The following is a 14,801-nucleotide window of genomic DNA, read 5'->3' as shown; positions in this document are numbered from 1 at the left end:
AATGTCTTTCTCAAAGGGGGATGTTCCCGTGCTTGCGCCACGGGTTCTCGAGTTTCTTGTCGCGCAGCATGACCAGGGAGCGGCAGATGCGCTTGCGGGTTTCGTGCGGCAGGATCACGTCGTCGATGAAGCCGCGGGCGCCGGCGACGAAGGGGTTGGCGAAGCGGGCCTTGTACTCGGACTCGCGCGCCGCCAGCTTGGCCGGGTCGCCCTTGTCCTCGCGGAAGATGATCTCCACCGCGCCCTTGGCGCCCATGACCGCGATCTCGGCGTTCGGCCACGCAAAATTCACGTCGCCGCGCAAGTGCTTGGAGCTCATCACGTCGTAGGCGCCGCCATAGGCCTTGCGCGTGATGACCGTGACCTTGGGCACCGTGCACTCGGCATAGGCATACAGCAGCTTGGCGCCGTGCTTGATGATGCCGCCGTACTCCTGCGCGGTGCCGGGCATGAAGCCGGGCACGTCCACGAAGGTGATCACGGGAATGTTGAAGGCATCGCAGAACCGGACGAAGCGCGCTGCCTTGATCGAGCTCTTGATGTCCAGGCAGCCGGCCAGCACCAGCGGGTTGTTCGCGACGATGCCCACCGTCTGGCCTTCCATGCGGGCGAAGCCGATCACGATGTTCTTGGCGTAGTCCGGCTGCAGCTCGAAGAAGTCGCCGTCGTCCACCGTCTTGGCGATCAGCTCCTTCATGTCATAGGGCTTGTTCGGGTTGTCCGGCACCAGCGTGTCGAGCGAGAAGTCCATGCGGTCCGCGGGATCGTTGCTGGCGCGGATCGGCGGCTTCTCGCGGTTGTTCAGCGGCAGGTAGTTGTAGAGGCGGCGCAGCATGATCAGCGCCTCCACGTCGTTCTCGAAGGCCAGGTCCGCCACGCCGCTCTTGCCCGTGTGGGTGCTGGCGCCGCCGAGCTCCTCCGCGGTCACCTCCTCGTGGGTGACCGTCTTGACCACCTCGGGCCCGGTCACGAACATGTAGGAGCTGTCCTTGACCATGAAGATGAAGTCGGTCATGGCCGGCGAATACACGGCGCCGCCGGCGCACGGCCCCATGATCATCGAGATCTGCGGCACGACGCCCGAGGCCATCACGTTGCGCTGGAAGACGTCGGCATAGCCGCCCAGCGAGGCCACGCCTTCCTGGATGCGCGCGCCGCCGGAATCGTTCAGGCCGATCACCGGCGCGCCGACCTTCATGGCCTGGTCCATCACCTTGCAGATCTTCTCGGCGTGCGCCTCGGAGAGCGCGCCGCCGAAGACGGTGAAGTCCTGGCTGAAGACGAACACCAGGCGGCCGTTGATCATGCCGTAGCCGGTCACCACGCCGTCGCCCGGGATCTTGTTGTCGGCCATGCCGAAGTCCGTGCAGCGGTGCTCCACGAACATGTCCCATTCCTCGAAGGTGCCTTCGTCGAGCAGCAGCTCCAGGCGTTCGCGCGCCGTCAGCTTGCCCTTCTTGTGCTGGGACTCGATGCGCCGCTCGCCGCCGCCCAGGCGTGCGGCTTCGCGCTTGCTCTCAAGCTGCGCCAGGATGTCGTGCATTTCTTTCTCCGTTGGATTTCATCGCCTCGAGCAGTTGCCGCGCCGCCGTGGAGGCAGCCAGCGTTCCCTGCTCGACTTCTTTGGTCAGTTGCGGCAGCAGCGCCTTCACCGCCGTGTCCTGCCGGAAGGCCTGCTTCAGGCCGTTCTCGATGCGCTCCCACATCCAGGCCAGCGCCTGGTGCTTGCGGCGCGACTGCAGCCTGCCGTTGGCTTCCTGCAGCGAGCGAAAGCGCAGGACGGCCTGCCAGAAGCCGTCCACGCCCTGGGCCTTCAGCGCGCTGAGCTGGATCACCTGCGGGTGCCACTGCCTGGCGTCGTGGTGCATGTGGTCCGGGTTGCCGTGCTGGCCGAGGATGCGCAAGGCGCTGGTGACCTGCGCCTGCGCGCGTGTGGCCGCGTCGCGGTCCAGGTCCGCCTTGTTGATCACCACCAGGTCGGCCAGCTCCATCACGCCCTTCTTGATCGCCTGCAGGTCGTCGCCCGCGTTGGGAAGCTGCAGCAGCGCAAACATGTCGGTCATGCCCGCGACCGCGGTCTCGCTCTGGCCGACGCCCACGGTCTCGACGATCACGACGTCGTAGCCCGCGGCCTCGCACACCAGCATGGCCTCCCGGGTCTTGGCGGCGACGCCGCCGAGCGTGCCGCTGGACGGACTCGGACGGATGTAGGCCTGCGGATGCACGGACAGGTGTTCCATGCGCGTCTTGTCGCCGAGGATGGACCCACCGGAGACCGTCGACGAGGGGTCGATCGTCAGCACCGCGACGCGGTGGCCCTGGCCGACCAGGAACAGCCCCAGCGCCTCGATGAAGGTGCTCTTGCCCACCCCCGGCACCCCGCTGATGCCCAGGCGGAAGGCGCGGCCGGTATGCGGCAGCAGTTCCGTCAGCAAGGCGTCGCCCTGCGCCCGGTGGTCCGCGCGGGTCGATTCCAGCAGGGTGATGGCCTTGGCGATGGCACGGCGCTGTTGCGCCCCGCCGGCCCCGACGATGGCCTGCGCGAGATTCACGATGGGCGAACCCCAGGGGCCCAGGCCTGCGCCGGGACGACGCAGCTCACTGCGTCACTTTCCTGATCTGCTCCAGCACGTCCTTCGCACTGGCGGGGATCGGCGTGCCCGGGCCATAGATGCCCTTGACGCCGGCGTTGTACAGGAATTCGTAGTCCTGCTGCGGGATCACGCCGCCGACGAAGACGATGATGTCCTCGGCGCCCTGCTTCTCCAGCTCCGCGATGATCGCCGGCACCAGGGTCTTGTGGCCGGCCGCGAGCGTGCTGATGCCCACGGCGTGCACGTCGTTCTCGATGGCCTGGCGCGCGCACTCCTCGGGCGTCTGGAACAGCGGGCCCATGTCGACGTCGAAGCCGAGGTCGGCGTAGGCGGTGGCGACCACCTTGGCGCCGCGGTCGTGGCCGTCCTGGCCCAGCTTGGCGACCATCACGCGCGGGCGCCGGCCCTGCTCCTCGGCGAATTGCGCGATTTCCTTCTTCAGGTTTTCCCAGCCCTCGGCCGAGTCATAGGCAGCTGCATACACACCGGTCACCTTTTGCGTATCGGCGCGATGGCGCCCGAAAATCTTCTCCAGGGCTTCGCTCACCTCGCCCACCGTCGCGCGCAGGCGGATCGCCTGGATGCTCAGCTCCAGCAGGTTGCCCTTGCCCGTGCGCGCGGCCGTGGTCAGCGCCTCCAGCGCGGCGTGCACCTTGCCGCCGTCGCGCGAGCCCTTGACCTGCGCCAGGCGCGTGAGCTGCTGCTCGCGCACCTTCACGTTGTCCACCTCGAGGATCTCCAGGTGGTCTTCCTTGGCCAGCTTGTACTTGTTGACGCCGACGATGACGTCCTTGCCGGAGTCGATGCGGGCCTGCTTCTCGGCCGCCGCGGCCTCGATCTTCAGCTTGGCCCAGCCGGAATCGACCGCCCGGGTCATGCCGCCCATGGCCTCGACCTCCTCGATGATCTTCCAGGCGGCATCGGCCATGTCCTGCGTCAGCTTCTCCATCATGTAGCTGCCGGCCCAGGGATCGATCACGTTGGTGATGTGGGTTTCTTCCTGGATGATCAGCTGGGTGTTGCGCGCGATCCGTGCCGAGAATTCGGTGGGCAGCGCGATCGCCTCGTCGAAGCTGTTGGTGTGCAGGGACTGCGTGCCGCCGAACACCGCGGCCATCGCCTCGATCGTGGTGCGCACGACGTTGTTGTACGGGTCCTGCTCGGTGAGCGACCAGCCCGAGGTCTGGCAGTGCGTGCGCAGCATCAGGCTCTTGGGGTTCTTCGCGCCGAAGCCGCTCATGATGCGGTGCCACAGCAGGCGCGCCGCCCGCATCTTGGCGATCTCCAGGTAGAAGTTCATCCCGATCGCCCAGAAGAAGGACAGGCGCCCGGCGAATTCGTCCACGTCCAGGCCCTTGGCCAGCGCCGTCTTCACGTACTCCTTGCCGTCGGCCAGGGTGAAGGCCAGTTCCAGCGCCTGGTTCGCACCGGCTTCCTGCATGTGGTAGCCGGAGATCGAGATCGAGTTGAACTTCGGCATGTTCCGCGCCGTGTACTCGATGATGTCGCCCACGATGCGCATCGAGGGCTCCGGCGGGTAGATGTAGGTGTTGCGGACCATGAACTCCTTGAGAATGTCGTTCTGGATGGTCCCGGAAAGCTGCTCCTGCCGCACGCCCTGTTCCTCGGCGGCGACCACGTAGCCCGCCAGCACCGGCAGCACGGCGCCGTTCATGGTCATGGAGACGGAGACCTTGTCCAGCGGAATGCCGTCGAACAGGATCTTCATGTCCTCCACCGAGTCGATCGCCACGCCGGCCTTGCCGACGTCGCCCACCACGCGCGGATGGTCGCTGTCGTAGCCGCGGTGGGTGGCCAGGTCGAAGGCGACGCTCACGCCCTGGCCGCCGGCGGCCAGCCCCTTGCGGTAGAAGGCATTGGATTCCTCCGCCGTGGAGAAACCCGCGTACTGGCGGATGGTCCACGGCCGCGCCGCATACATCGTGGCTTGCGGCCCACGCAGGAAGGGCGCGAAGCCGGGCAGCGTGTCGGCGTGGGCGAGGCCCGCGAGGTCGGCGGCCGTGTAGAGCGGCTTGACCGTGATGCCGTCCGGCGTCACCCAGTTGAGCGCGTCGACGTTGCCGCCGGGTGCCGACTTGGCGGCGGCTTTCTGCCACTCCTGCAGGGAGACGGGCTTGGGATCGGGTGCGGTCATCGCTTGGGTTCCTGGCACGGGCCGGGCATCCGGCCCCGTGCTCGCTAGTCTAGCGGATTCATAATTATTGATAAAGAATTCTGCCCACCCTAGAATGGGGGGGCCATGTCCGCCATCTCCCTCGCCCCGCGCGCCCTCTACGAGGAAGTCGCCGAGCTCATCCGCCAGCGCATCTTCGGCCGCGAGCTCGAGCCCGGCAGCTGGATCGACGAGGTGAAGCTGGCGCAGGAATACGGGATCAGCCGCACCCCGCTGCGCGAGGCCCTCAAGGTCCTGGCCGCCGAAGGCCTGGTGACCATGAAGGTCCGGCGCGGCGCCTACGTCACCGAGGTGTCCGAGCGCGACCTGGCCGAGGTGTACCACCTCCTTGCCCTGCTGGAAAGCGATGCCGCCGCCGTGGTCGCGGAGCGCGCGACCGCCGCCGAGCTGAAGGAACTGCAGGCGCTGCACGCCGAACTGGCGGCCGCCACCGGCGACCGCGACCGCTTCTTCGCCATCAACGAGCGCTTCCACATGCGGCTGCTGGACATCGCCGGCAACCGCTGGCGCAACCAGATGGTGGCGGACCTGCGCAAGGTGATGAAGCTCAATCGCCAGCACTCCCTGCTGAAGTCGGGCCGGATCGAGGAGTCGCGGGCGGAGCACGCCGCCGTCATGCAGGCGCTGGCCGCGCGCGACCCCGAGGCGGCGCGCGCGCGCATGCAGGAGCACTTCCGCAACGGGCTGGAAGCGGCGGTTTGAGGCCCTAGTCGCGGTCCACGGAGCTCGCCTGCTCCACGTGCAGGGCCACGATGCAGCCCTGGCGCAGCTCGATGCCCACGTTCACCCACTGCACCGCCTCCGCCTGCGAGGCCAGCGTCACCACGCCGGTGGCATCGGCGTGGGTGCGCCATGGGCCGGGCTGCGCGCGGAAAGGAAGGCAGGTCTGCTCCGCAAGCTCCAGGCTTTGCGCCAGCAGCCAGCGGTAGCGCCCGGCGCCCGCGGCCATGGGGTCGAGGGTGGCGGGAGCGAGCACGAAGCGATGGCCGCCTATGCGCACCATGCGTGTCCGCGGCCCGGCGCCCAGCGCGTCCCGCAGCACCGGGCGCAGGTCCTGCCCGCTGGAGGCGGTGGCCAGCGCGAGGTCGGACAGGCGCACCAGTTCTTCGCTCACCCCCTCCACCCCGCCGGACTTTGGCGAGGCGGCGCAGCCCGCAAGCAGCGCCATGGCGGCGAAGGCTGCAAGGGCCGCGCGCATGGAGACCTCACCCCACCGTCGGCCGCGCCACGGTCGGACGCGCCACCGGCTGCGCCTGCGCCAGCATGTCCGCCAGGGCGGCGCAGCGCGCCTGCAGCACCGGGAGGTCCTCGGTCGCCGCCGCCTGTTCCAGGTCGCGGCTGGCGCTGCTGGCCGCCTTGAAGCCGTACATGGCCAGGCTGCCCGCGAGCTTGTGCGCGTTGGTGCGGATCGCATCGCGGCGGCCGGCCGCGACGGCGGCCGCCAGTTCCTCGGCGATCTGGCGGCGCGAGGACAGGAATTCCGGCATCAGCGCCATCAGGCCCGGTTCCACCAGGATGTATCCATCGTCGCCGGCCGCCTCGCTCGCGCGCGCCACCGCCGCCGCCGGGTCCTGGCCGCGCAGCACGGCGAACACCTCCTCGCGCGACGAGGGCTTGGCGAGATAGAGATCGAACCCCTGCTCCAGGCACTGCTTGCGCGTGGGCTCGTCATCGTGGGCGGAGAAGGCGGCGATGAGGCTGGGCGCCTGGCCGCGTTCGCGCTGCAGCGCCCGGATCTGCCGCACGGCCTCCTGGCCGCCCATCACCGGCATTTCCAGGTCCATGAAAATCACGTCGGGGCGGGACTCGCGCGCCAGTTGCAGGGCGATGCGCCCGTTCAGCGCCGTGCGCACGGTCAAGGGCGGGCTGGGCAGCAGGCTCTTGAGGACCACGCTGTTGTATTCGTCGTCGTCCACGACCAGCACCGACAAGGCCGGCAGTTCCCTGGGGGCGGGGGCGCCGTGCGGGCTGGCGCGCCCGGGGTGCGCCTGCAGCGGCGGCGCGGCATGCCACAGCGGCAGCCGCAGCGCCAGTGTCGTGCCCTCGGGGTCCGAGGTCATTCGCAGCGACCCGCGCTGCACCCGGGCCATCAGGCGCGCCGAATACGCCCCCAGGCCGGTGCCGTCGCCCTTGCCGTGGCTGGCGTACTTCTCGAAGAACCGGTCGCGCACCTCGCGCGGCACCTCGCCCGCGTTGTGGATGTCCAGGGCGACGGCGTCCCCGTTCTCGTCGCTCAGGCGGCGCAGCGCCACGCGGACCTCGGCGCCGTCGGGCGAAGCTTCCAGCGCGTTCTTCAGGAGGTTGGCGAGCGTCGAATAGCACAGGAGCTCCTCGCCCTGGGCGTAGACCGGCTGGGCGGGCAGGTCCAGGACGATGCGCAGGTCCTTGGAGCGGGCGTGCGCGCCCAGCTCGCGCGTGACCGTCTGGACCAGCGCCGCCAGGTCCACGGCCTGGGCGCGCAGCCGGTAGGTGCCCTCCTCCATGCGGAACAGGTCCAGCGACAGGTTGACCATGCTCAGGACCCGCAGCGCGGCGCGCTCCACGGTCCCCAGGAGTTCATCGTCCTCCGGGGCGAGGGTGCGGCGCTCCCGCAGCAGCCGGGGCACCGTGGCGATGCTGGCCAGCGGCGTCTTGAGGTCGTGGCGGGCGATGCGCTCGACCTCCTCGCGCAGGCGGAAGGCCTCGCGCAGCGCCTGGTTCTGGTCCTCCAGCTGGTGCACCAGGGCGTCCAGCCGCTCGCGCTGCTCGGCTTCCTTGGCATGCTGGGTGTCCGCGATGTAGGAAAAGATGTTGGTGAAGACCACCAGCAGTGCCAGCGTGACGGCCACGCGCGCCGTCAGTTCCGGCCCCAGCTGCATCCAGGCGAAGGGCACCGTGACCAGGATCAGGGTGATATTGGCCAGGTTCGCCCGCCGCCGGGGCAGCATGAAGTGGAACAGCAGGATGCCCGGGTAGACCCACAGCACGCCGATCAGGCCGTTGCGGTACATCGCGGCACCCAGGCCCAGGAGCGAGGCGATGAAGATGGCTTCGGGCGGCACCAGCGCGTGACGCCCCCGGGCGATGGCGAACGCGTTGATCAGGAGGCAGAGGACGAAGGCGGTGGTGACGACCCCCAGGATCAGGCGGCCCTGGAAGAAGTTGTTGATCGCGAAGGGCCCGAGCAGCACCGTCCCGGTGATCGACAGGCCCATGAAGATCTTCTCGCGGTGGGCCTCGACGAAGCCCTCCGGATGGAAGCGGCCGGGCGCCTCGCCGGCCGCCGCACGTAGCCCCATCGAAGGCGATTGCTCGGGCACTTAATCCTTTCCTCCTGCTTTCCGGCCCGATGATACGGGGGAGCGCGGCCGTGGGATAGTGGCGCGAGGGGGTCGTACGGCCTTTGGGCCCATGGAGTAGCAGGAGACTGCAACAAAGCATGGCGCCGCCCCAGGCCCCGGCACCGCGGGTGGGGCCGACCCTGCCGCCGAGGCTGCTAGCCCGCCTGCCGCGCGATCGCGTCCCGCAGGTCCCCGGGAACGGCGATGGCCGCATGCGTTTCCAGCGAGGTGGCCACGACCACCTGGCGCATGGCCATGCGCAGCTCCCCTGCCGCCGCTTCGCAGCGCAGCGCCAGGGTCAGGGACTTGCCGCCCAGGCGCTCCACCTGCAGGGACAGCACCACGTCGTCGCCGAAGCGGCTCACGGCGCGGAAATCGGCCTCCAGGCGCACCGTGGGCAGGCCGATGCGGCGGCGGCTCACCAGGTCGGCGAAGCCTATGCCCAGCGGCCCGTCGACCCAGTCCTCCAGCAGGCCGTTGAACATCACGAAGTACTGGGGATAGAAGACGATCCCGGCGGGGTCGCAGTCGGAAAAGCGGATGCGGCGGGGCTGCTGGAAGGCGCTCACATCACCTCCCCGCCGGACACCGAGATCGCCTGACCCGTGACGGCCGATGCGCCCTGCCCGCACAACCAGCGCACCGCGTCGGCCACTTCCTGCGGCTGGACGATGCGCTGCTGCGGGTTGCCGGCGGCGAACTGCGCGCGCGCCTCCTCCTGGCTGCGCCCGGTCTTGGCCACCACGTTGGCGATGCTCTCGCGCAGGATGTCCGTTTCGGTGTAGCCGGGGCAGACGGCGTTGACGGTGATGTTCCTGCGGGCGAGTTCCAGGGCGAGCGAGCGCGTGAGCCCCAGCACCCCGTGCTTGGCCGCGACATAGGCGCTGACGTAGGCATAGCCTTTCTGGGCGGCCGTGCTGGCGATGTTGACGATGCGCCCGCCGCCGGCGGCCAGCAGGTCCGGCAGCACCGCCTGGGTGCACAGGAAGGTGCCGGTGAGGTTCACGTCCAGCATCTGCTGCCAGAGTTGCAGCGTGGTCCGGGCGAACGGGGCGCTCTCCGCCTGGCCCGCGTTGTTCACGAGGAGGGTGACCGGCCCGCGGGCGGCGCGCGCCTGCGCGAACGCGGCGTGCACCTGCGCCTCGTCGGCGACATCGGCGACGACGAAGCCGTGCTCGCCGGGCAGCTCGCGCGCCAGCGCGGCCAGCGCCTCTGCCTTGCGTCCGAGCAGGGTCACGCGCGCGCCCTCGGCGGCGAGCATGCGGGCGATGGCCGCGCCTATGCCGCGCGCCGCGCCGGTGACCAGGGCGTGTCGGCCTTGCAGGGATGAGGTCATGGGGTTCTCCGTGTCGTCGTCCTCCCCGCGCAGGGAGATCCAGGGCGTCCCGGGTCCCGGACTGCCCGGGGAAGACGGGTTGGCTTCAGGGGGCGCTGCGGTCCCAGCAGCCAGGCAGGACGCCGAGCTCGCGCAGCTTGTATTTCTGGACCTTGCCGTTCTCGGTGCGGGGGAGTTCGGGCAGGACGGCGATGTAGCGCGGGATGGCGAACTTCGGCAGCCGCGCCGTGCAGAAGTCGGCGAGCTCCGCCGGCAGGGCGAGCGCGCCTTCGCGCAGCACGACGGCGGCCATGACCTCGTCTTCCGCCAGCTCCGAGCGTACGGGGTACACCGCCACCGAGGCGACCGCGGCATGCGCCATCAGCACCTGCTCGACTTCCCAGGACGAGATGTTCTCCCCGCGCCGCCGGATCGCGTCCTTGATGCGGTCGACGAAGCGGAAGGCGCCGTCGCCCTCGCGCACCACCCGGTCCCCCGTGTGGAACCAGAGGTTGCGCCAGGCCTCCACGGTCTTGTCCGGCTTGCCGAAATAGCCGCTGGCGAAGGCGAAGGGCTCGCTGGCGCGCAGCACCAGTTCGCCGGCCTCGCCCGCGGGCAGTTCGTTGTCGGCGTCGTCGACCACGCGGGCGTCGAAGCCGGGACGCAGCCAGCCCATGACGCCGCGGCGGGGCGAATCGGGGGCGGTGGCGATCACGAAGTTCGTCTCCGTCGAGCCGTAGCCTTCCAGCAGCAGCACGCCGGTGCGCTCGCGGAAGGCGGCGCCCGCCGCTTCCGGCACGCCAGGACCGAGCCCGATGCGCACGCGGTGGTCGCGCTCCGCCGCAGCCACCGGCTGCGCCAGCAGGATGGGCACCATGGCACCGAGCAGGTAGACCACCGTGGCGCCCGTGCGGGCCATGGCCGGCCAGAAGCCGGAGGCCGAGAAGCGCTCCAGGAAATGCACGCGGCAGCCGGCGACGGCGGCCTGCGCGAAGGTGTTCAGCGCATTGACGTGGAACAGCGGCAGGGTCGTGCACAGCACGTCGTCCGCGCCCACGCCCAGCACGTCGGCGCTGTTGGCGCCCCACCAGAAGTACTGGGCATGCGGGCACAGCACGCCCTTGGACGGGCCGGTGGTGCCCGAGGTGTAGAGGATCGCGAAGGTATCGGAGGGCTGCACCGCGGCCGGCGCGACCGCTTCGGCGGGCGCCGGCCAGGGATTGACGCGCACCGCGCCGATGTCCGCCTTTGCGCCCTGCGCCCCGACCACCCACACCTGCTGCAAGCCGGTGGCGGCGAGGTCGGCGGTGCGCAGGCGCTCCAGGAAGGCCTGCTCTATCACCAGCAGCCTCGCGCCGCTGTCGGCCAGCAGGTACTGGATCTGGGGACCCATGGAGGCGCTGTTGATCGGCACCGAAGCCGCGCCCATCCAGCCGCATCCGAGCACGGTCTCCAGGAACTCGGCGCGGTTGGAACACATGACGGCCACGCGGTCGCCCTGCTCCACGCCCACCGCGCGCAGCGCGCCAGCGCGCCGGGCCGCGGCCGACGCCGCGTCCTGGTGCCGCCATTCCGCCCCGGGCATCGCGAGGAAGGGGCGCGCGCCGAACAGCCGCGCCTGGCGTTGCAGCAGGCCGGGCAGCGTGCGCTCGCCGGGCGGCAGCAGCCACTCAGTCTTCATCGGTCGCGCCGCCCAGGTAGGTGGCCTGCACCCGCGGGTCCACGGCCAGGTCCTGCGAGGGGCCGCTGAGCGCGACCTCGCCGGTCTCCAGCACGTAGGCCTGGTCCGAGCTGTCGAGGGCCGCGCGGGCGTTCTGCTCCACGAGCAGGATGGACACGCCTTCGCTGCGCAGGCCGCGCACGAAGCTCAGGATCTCCTGCACGATCAGGGGCGCCAGGCCCAGGCTGGGCTCGTCCAGCATCAGCAGGCGCGGCGAGGACATCAGCGCCCGGCCCAGGGCCAGCATCTGGCGCTCGCCGCCGGAGAGCGTGTCGGCCCGCTGCGCCCGGCGCTCGCCCAGGCGGGGAAAGCGTTCGCAGACGAAGTCGATCTGGCGCCTGAGGGCGCCGCCGCGCAGCTTGCGCGGGAAGGCGCCCAGCATCAGGTTGTCCAGCACCGTCAGCTCGCCGAACAGCTCGCGCTTCTCGGGCACCAGGCACAGGCCGCGCTCGACGCGCGCCTCGACGTCCAGGCTGTGCAGGTCCTGGCCCTCGAAGCGCAGCTTGCCCTTGGAGGGCAGCAGCCCCATGGCCGCGGCCAGCAGCGTGGTCTTGCCGGCGCCGTTGGGGCCGATCACGGACACGATCTGGCCAGGCTCCAGCGTCAGGGTGACGCCGCGCACGGCATCCACCTGCCCGTAGGAGACGTGCAGGTCTTCGACTTCCAGCATCGCGGTCATGCTGCAGCTCCCACCGCGGCCTTGCGCGGCGCATCCCCGACGGACCCGGCCGGCGGCGTCGCCACCGGCCCGCCCAGATAGGCAGCCTGCACGTCGGGGTTGGCGCGCACGGCGGCGGGCACGCCCTCGGTCAGCTTGGAGCCGAAGTTCATCACGACCAGGCGGTCCACCAGTTTCATCACGAAGTCCATGTCGTGTTCGACGATCAGGATGGTCACGCCCTCGGCGCGCAGCTTGCGCAGCAGTTCGCCCAGTTCCTGCTTCTCCTTGCGGCGCAGGCCGGCGGCCGGCTCGTCCAGCACCAGCAGCACGGGGTCCGCAGCGAGCGCGCGGGCGATTTCCAGGATGCGCTGCGTGCCCAGCGGCAGGCTGCCGGCCAGTTCGTGCGCCCGCTGCGCCAGGCCGATGCGATCGAGCTGGCGCCAGGCCTCGGCCATGATCTGGGCTTCCTCGCGCCGGTCCAGGCGCAGGCCCGCGGACAGCAGGCCCGCATGCGTGCGGCCATGCGCGCCGAGCGCGACGTTGTCCAGGAGGGTCATGTGCGGGCGCAGCTTCACGTGCTGGAAGGTGCGCGCCATGCCGCGGTTGGCGATCACGCGCTGCGGCAGGCCGCCGACGCTCTCGCCCAGGAACTCCACGCTGCCGCTGGTCATGGGCGCCGTGCCCGTGAGCAGGTTGAACATGGTGGACTTGCCCGCGCCGTTGGGGCCGATCAGGCCGACGATCTCGCCGGCGGCGACCTCGAAGCTGACGTTGTTGACCGCCACCAGGCCGCCGAAGCGCTTGACCGCATCACGCACCGCGAGCACCTTGGCGCCGCGCGCCGGCAGCTGGCGACGCGCCAGCGGCGGCGCCGCGGGCGGCTGCGTCGCTTGCGCGTGCGCGAAGCGGCCGCGGGTCCAGCGCGTCACGAAGCCCATGAGGCCGGCGCGCGCATAGTGCAGCAGCAGCAGGAACAGGATGGCGAAGCCCACCGCCTGCAGCTCGCCGCCGCGCTGGGTGAACAGGGGCAGCACGTCCTGCAGCGCGTTCTTCATCACCAGCACCAGCGCGGCGCCCACCAGCGCGCCGCTCAATTGGCCCAGGCCACCCGCGACCGCCATCAGCAGGTACTCGATGCTGGCCCGCACGTCGAACGGCGAAGGGCTCACGAAGCGGTTGGTGTGCGCGTAGAGCCAGCCGGCCACGCCCGCGAGCAGCGCCGCCAGCACGAACAGCGTCAGGCGCACGCGGAACGCATCCGCGCCCACGCTCGCCAGCAGGATCGCGCCGCCGCGCAGGCTGCGGATGGCGCGGCCGGACCGCGACTGCAGCACGTTGTACGAGAACAGCACGCCCAGTCCGACCACCAGCCAGATCAGGTAGTACATCGCGCGGGGATCGGCCAGCGACAGACCGCCCAGCATCAGGGCCGGGATCTTGGACAGGCCCGTGTGGCTGCCCAGCGCCTGCATGTTGCCGAACAGCAGTGCGATCGACAGGCCCCAGGCGATGGTGGACAGCGGCAGGAAGTGCCCGCCCAGGCGCAGCGTCAGCAGGCCGATGGCCAGCGCGGCGACGCCGGTGAGCAGCAGCGCGAACAGGAGGCCGACCCAGGGCGAGTAACCCTGCACCGTCGTCAGCCAAGCCGTCGCATAGGCGGCGATGCCCACGAAGGCGGCCTGGCCGAAGGAGGTCGCGCCGCCGACGCCCGTCAGCAGCACCAGGCCCAGGGCGACGAGCGCGCTGATGCCGATGTCGTTCAGCAGGCTGACCCCGAAGTTGCCCAGGACCAGGGGCAGGAGGCCCAGGATGGCAACGACGGCGGCCAGCAGGAGGATGCGGGAGCGGTTCATTGGTCGATCTCCTCCACCTCTTCCTCCGGATGCCGCGTCATCGCCGAGCGCATCATCAGCACCGGGATCAGCAGGCTGAACACGATCACGTCCTTCAGCGCGCCGCTCCAGAAGGAGCCGAAGCTCTCCACCACGCCCACCGCCAGCGCGCCGAGCGCGGTGAGCGGATAGCTCACCAGGCCGCCGATGATGGCGGCGACGAAGGCCTTGAGGCCGATCAGGAAGCCCGAGTCGTAGTACATGGTCGTCACCGGCGCGACCAGCACGCCGATGAGGCCGGCCAGCACGCCAGCGAAGGTGTAGGCGAGCAGCGCCGTGCGGGCGGGACGGATGGCCACCAGGCGCGCGCCCACGCGGTTGACCGCTGTCGCGCGCAGCGCCTTGCCGATGGCCGTGCGCTCGAAGGCCAGGAAGAACATGCCGCTGAGCACGATGGCCGCCGTCATCATCAGCAGCACCTGGCCGCTGACGGAGAAGCCCCCGGGCAGCGCCAGCGCGCCGTCGGCGAGCGGCGCCGTGCGCGAGCCTTCCGGCCCGAAGAACAGCAGGCCGAGGCCGGACAGCAGGAAGTGCAGCGCCAGCGAGGCGATCAGCAGCACCAGCGTGGACGCGTCGGCGATGGGCTGCAGGGCGATGCGCGCCACCAGCGGGGTGATCGGCACGACCAGCAGGATCGCGCTGGCGATGAACACGGCATGCGGCAGCTGCTGGCCCCCCACCGCCCACGCGAGCAGGCAGGGCAGGATCGGCAGCACGCCCCAGCCCAGAAGGGCGCGCGGGATGCGCGCGTAGTCACCGCGCCGGGCGAGCGACACGACTTCCACCACGACCGCCAGCGCGGCCAGCGTCAGCACCAGGCCGATGGTGGCGGGACGGCGGCCCGCCTCGAACGCCGCGAGGGTCAGGGCCGAGAAGGCCGCGACATCGCCGAACGGGACGAACACCACCCGCGTGACGGAAAAGATCAGCACCAGACCCAGCCCGGCCAACAGGTACACCGCCCCGTTCGCCAGGCCGTCGATGCCCAGGATGAGTGCTACGTCCCAAGTCATTTCAGCAATCTCCAGAACTCAAAATCGGGCTCGGCTCGCGATCACGCGCGGCCGAACCGAGTGCCGCCGCGGAACCGGCTTGGCCGGGCCGC

The 14,801-nt window shown here is 70.3% G+C and carries 12 protein-coding genes; 1 reads left to right on the top strand and 11 read right to left on the bottom strand.

Annotated features, from left to right (window positions below; all coding sequences use genetic code 11):
- Nucleotides 1-10: 10 nt before the first annotated feature.
- The 3 genes from AC3EGR_RS03180 to scpA are packed head-to-tail and all read right to left on the bottom strand — an operon-like array spanning nt 11 to nt 4,749.
- A complete protein-coding gene (locus AC3EGR_RS03180) occupies nt 11-1,543 on the bottom strand; it encodes an acyl-CoA carboxylase subunit beta (protein ID WP_488544988.1) in 1,533 nt (510 codons plus the stop codon).
- Entirely contained in the window at nt 1,518-2,552 is a 1,035-nt protein-coding gene (meaB, locus tag AC3EGR_RS03175; protein ID WP_488544987.1) for a methylmalonyl Co-A mutase-associated GTPase MeaB, read from the bottom strand. The genes AC3EGR_RS03180 and meaB overlap by 26 nt, the downstream gene beginning before the upstream one ends.
- A 46-nt stretch (nt 2,553-2,598) precedes the next feature.
- Nucleotides 2,599-4,749, bottom strand: coding sequence for a methylmalonyl-CoA mutase (gene scpA, locus AC3EGR_RS03170; protein ID WP_488544986.1), 2,151 nt, complete (start codon nt 4,747-4,749; stop codon nt 2,599-2,601).
- Between the two features lie 105 nt (nt 4,750-4,854).
- Here scpA and AC3EGR_RS03165 point away from each other — a divergent pair, with 105 nt between their 5' ends.
- On the top strand, nt 4,855-5,490 hold the full coding sequence (locus AC3EGR_RS03165) for a GntR family transcriptional regulator (protein WP_488544985.1): 636 nt from the start codon (nt 4,855-4,857) through the stop codon (nt 5,488-5,490).
- A gap of 4 nt (nt 5,491-5,494) precedes the next feature.
- Here the strand turns inward: AC3EGR_RS03165 and AC3EGR_RS03160 are convergent, their stop codons facing one another.
- The 8 genes from AC3EGR_RS03160 to AC3EGR_RS03125 form a co-directional block, all read right to left on the bottom strand.
- Nucleotides 5,495-5,986, bottom strand: a complete 492-nt coding sequence (locus tag AC3EGR_RS03160) for a hypothetical protein (protein WP_488544984.1) — start codon at nt 5,984-5,986, stop codon at nt 5,495-5,497.
- Nucleotides 5,987-5,993: 7 nt separating this feature from the next.
- A complete protein-coding gene (locus AC3EGR_RS03155; protein WP_488544983.1) occupies nt 5,994-8,087 on the bottom strand; it encodes a response regulator in 2,094 nt (697 codons plus the stop codon).
- A 176-nt stretch (nt 8,088-8,263) separates the two neighbouring features.
- Nucleotides 8,264-8,677 carry an acyl-CoA thioesterase gene (locus AC3EGR_RS03150; RefSeq protein ID WP_488544982.1) on the bottom strand — a complete coding sequence of 138 codons (414 nt, stop codon included), beginning with the start codon at nt 8,675-8,677 and terminating at the stop codon, nt 8,264-8,266.
- A complete protein-coding gene (locus tag AC3EGR_RS03145) occupies nt 8,674-9,444 on the bottom strand; it encodes an SDR family NAD(P)-dependent oxidoreductase (RefSeq protein ID WP_488544981.1) in 771 nt (256 codons plus the stop codon). Before AC3EGR_RS03145 ends, AC3EGR_RS03150 begins: the two co-directional genes overlap by 4 nt.
- A gap of 85 nt (nt 9,445-9,529) precedes the next feature.
- Nucleotides 9,530-11,104: an ATP-dependent acyl-CoA ligase gene (locus AC3EGR_RS03140; protein ID WP_488544980.1), complete on the bottom strand. Its 1,575-nt coding sequence runs from the start codon at nt 11,102-11,104 to the stop codon at nt 9,530-9,532.
- On the bottom strand, nt 11,094-11,822 hold the full coding sequence (locus tag AC3EGR_RS03135) for an ABC transporter ATP-binding protein (protein WP_488544979.1): 729 nt from the start codon (nt 11,820-11,822) through the stop codon (nt 11,094-11,096). The genes AC3EGR_RS03140 and AC3EGR_RS03135 overlap by 11 nt, the downstream gene beginning before the upstream one ends.
- Nucleotides 11,819-13,657, bottom strand: a complete 1,839-nt coding sequence (locus tag AC3EGR_RS03130; protein ID WP_488544978.1) for a branched-chain amino acid ABC transporter ATP-binding protein/permease — start codon at nt 13,655-13,657, stop codon at nt 11,819-11,821. The genes AC3EGR_RS03135 and AC3EGR_RS03130 overlap by 4 nt, the downstream gene beginning before the upstream one ends.
- Complete coding sequence (locus AC3EGR_RS03125; RefSeq protein WP_488544977.1) at nt 13,654-14,709, bottom strand: branched-chain amino acid ABC transporter permease; 1,056 nt, start codon at nt 14,707-14,709, stop codon at nt 13,654-13,656. Before AC3EGR_RS03125 ends, AC3EGR_RS03130 begins: the two co-directional genes overlap by 4 nt.
- Nucleotides 14,710-14,801: the final 92 nt, after the last annotated feature.

The sequence above is a fragment of the Ramlibacter sp. G4-7 genome (assembly GCF_057784995.1).
This window is presented reverse-complemented; position numbering and strand designations above follow the sequence as displayed.

Excerpts from the sequence above, each read along its gene's own strand:
- AC3EGR_RS03135 (WP_488544979.1), bottom strand. The coding sequence starts at position 11,822 with ATGACCGCGATGCTGGAAGTCGAAGACCTGCACGTCTCCTACGGGCAG.
- scpA (WP_488544986.1), bottom strand. The coding sequence starts at position 4,749 with ATGACCGCACCCGATCCCAAGCCCGTCTCCCTGCAGGAGTGGCAGAAA.
- AC3EGR_RS03180 (WP_488544988.1), bottom strand. The coding sequence starts at position 1,543 with ATGCACGACATCCTGGCGCAGCTTGAGAGCAAGCGCGAAGCCGCACGC.
- AC3EGR_RS03125 (WP_488544977.1), bottom strand. The coding sequence starts at position 14,709 with ATGACTTGGGACGTAGCACTCATCCTGGGCATCGACGGCCTGGCGAAC.
- AC3EGR_RS03165 (WP_488544985.1), top strand. The coding sequence starts at position 4,855 with ATGTCCGCCATCTCCCTCGCCCCGCGCGCCCTCTACGAGGAAGTCGCC.
- AC3EGR_RS03140 (WP_488544980.1), bottom strand. The coding sequence starts at position 11,104 with ATGAAGACTGAGTGGCTGCTGCCGCCCGGCGAGCGCACGCTGCCCGGC.
- AC3EGR_RS03145 (WP_488544981.1), bottom strand. The coding sequence starts at position 9,444 with ATGACCTCATCCCTGCAAGGCCGACACGCCCTGGTCACCGGCGCGGCG.
- AC3EGR_RS03130 (WP_488544978.1), bottom strand. The coding sequence starts at position 13,657 with ATGAACCGCTCCCGCATCCTCCTGCTGGCCGCCGTCGTTGCCATCCTG.
- AC3EGR_RS03160 (WP_488544984.1), bottom strand. The coding sequence starts at position 5,986 with ATGCGCGCGGCCCTTGCAGCCTTCGCCGCCATGGCGCTGCTTGCGGGC.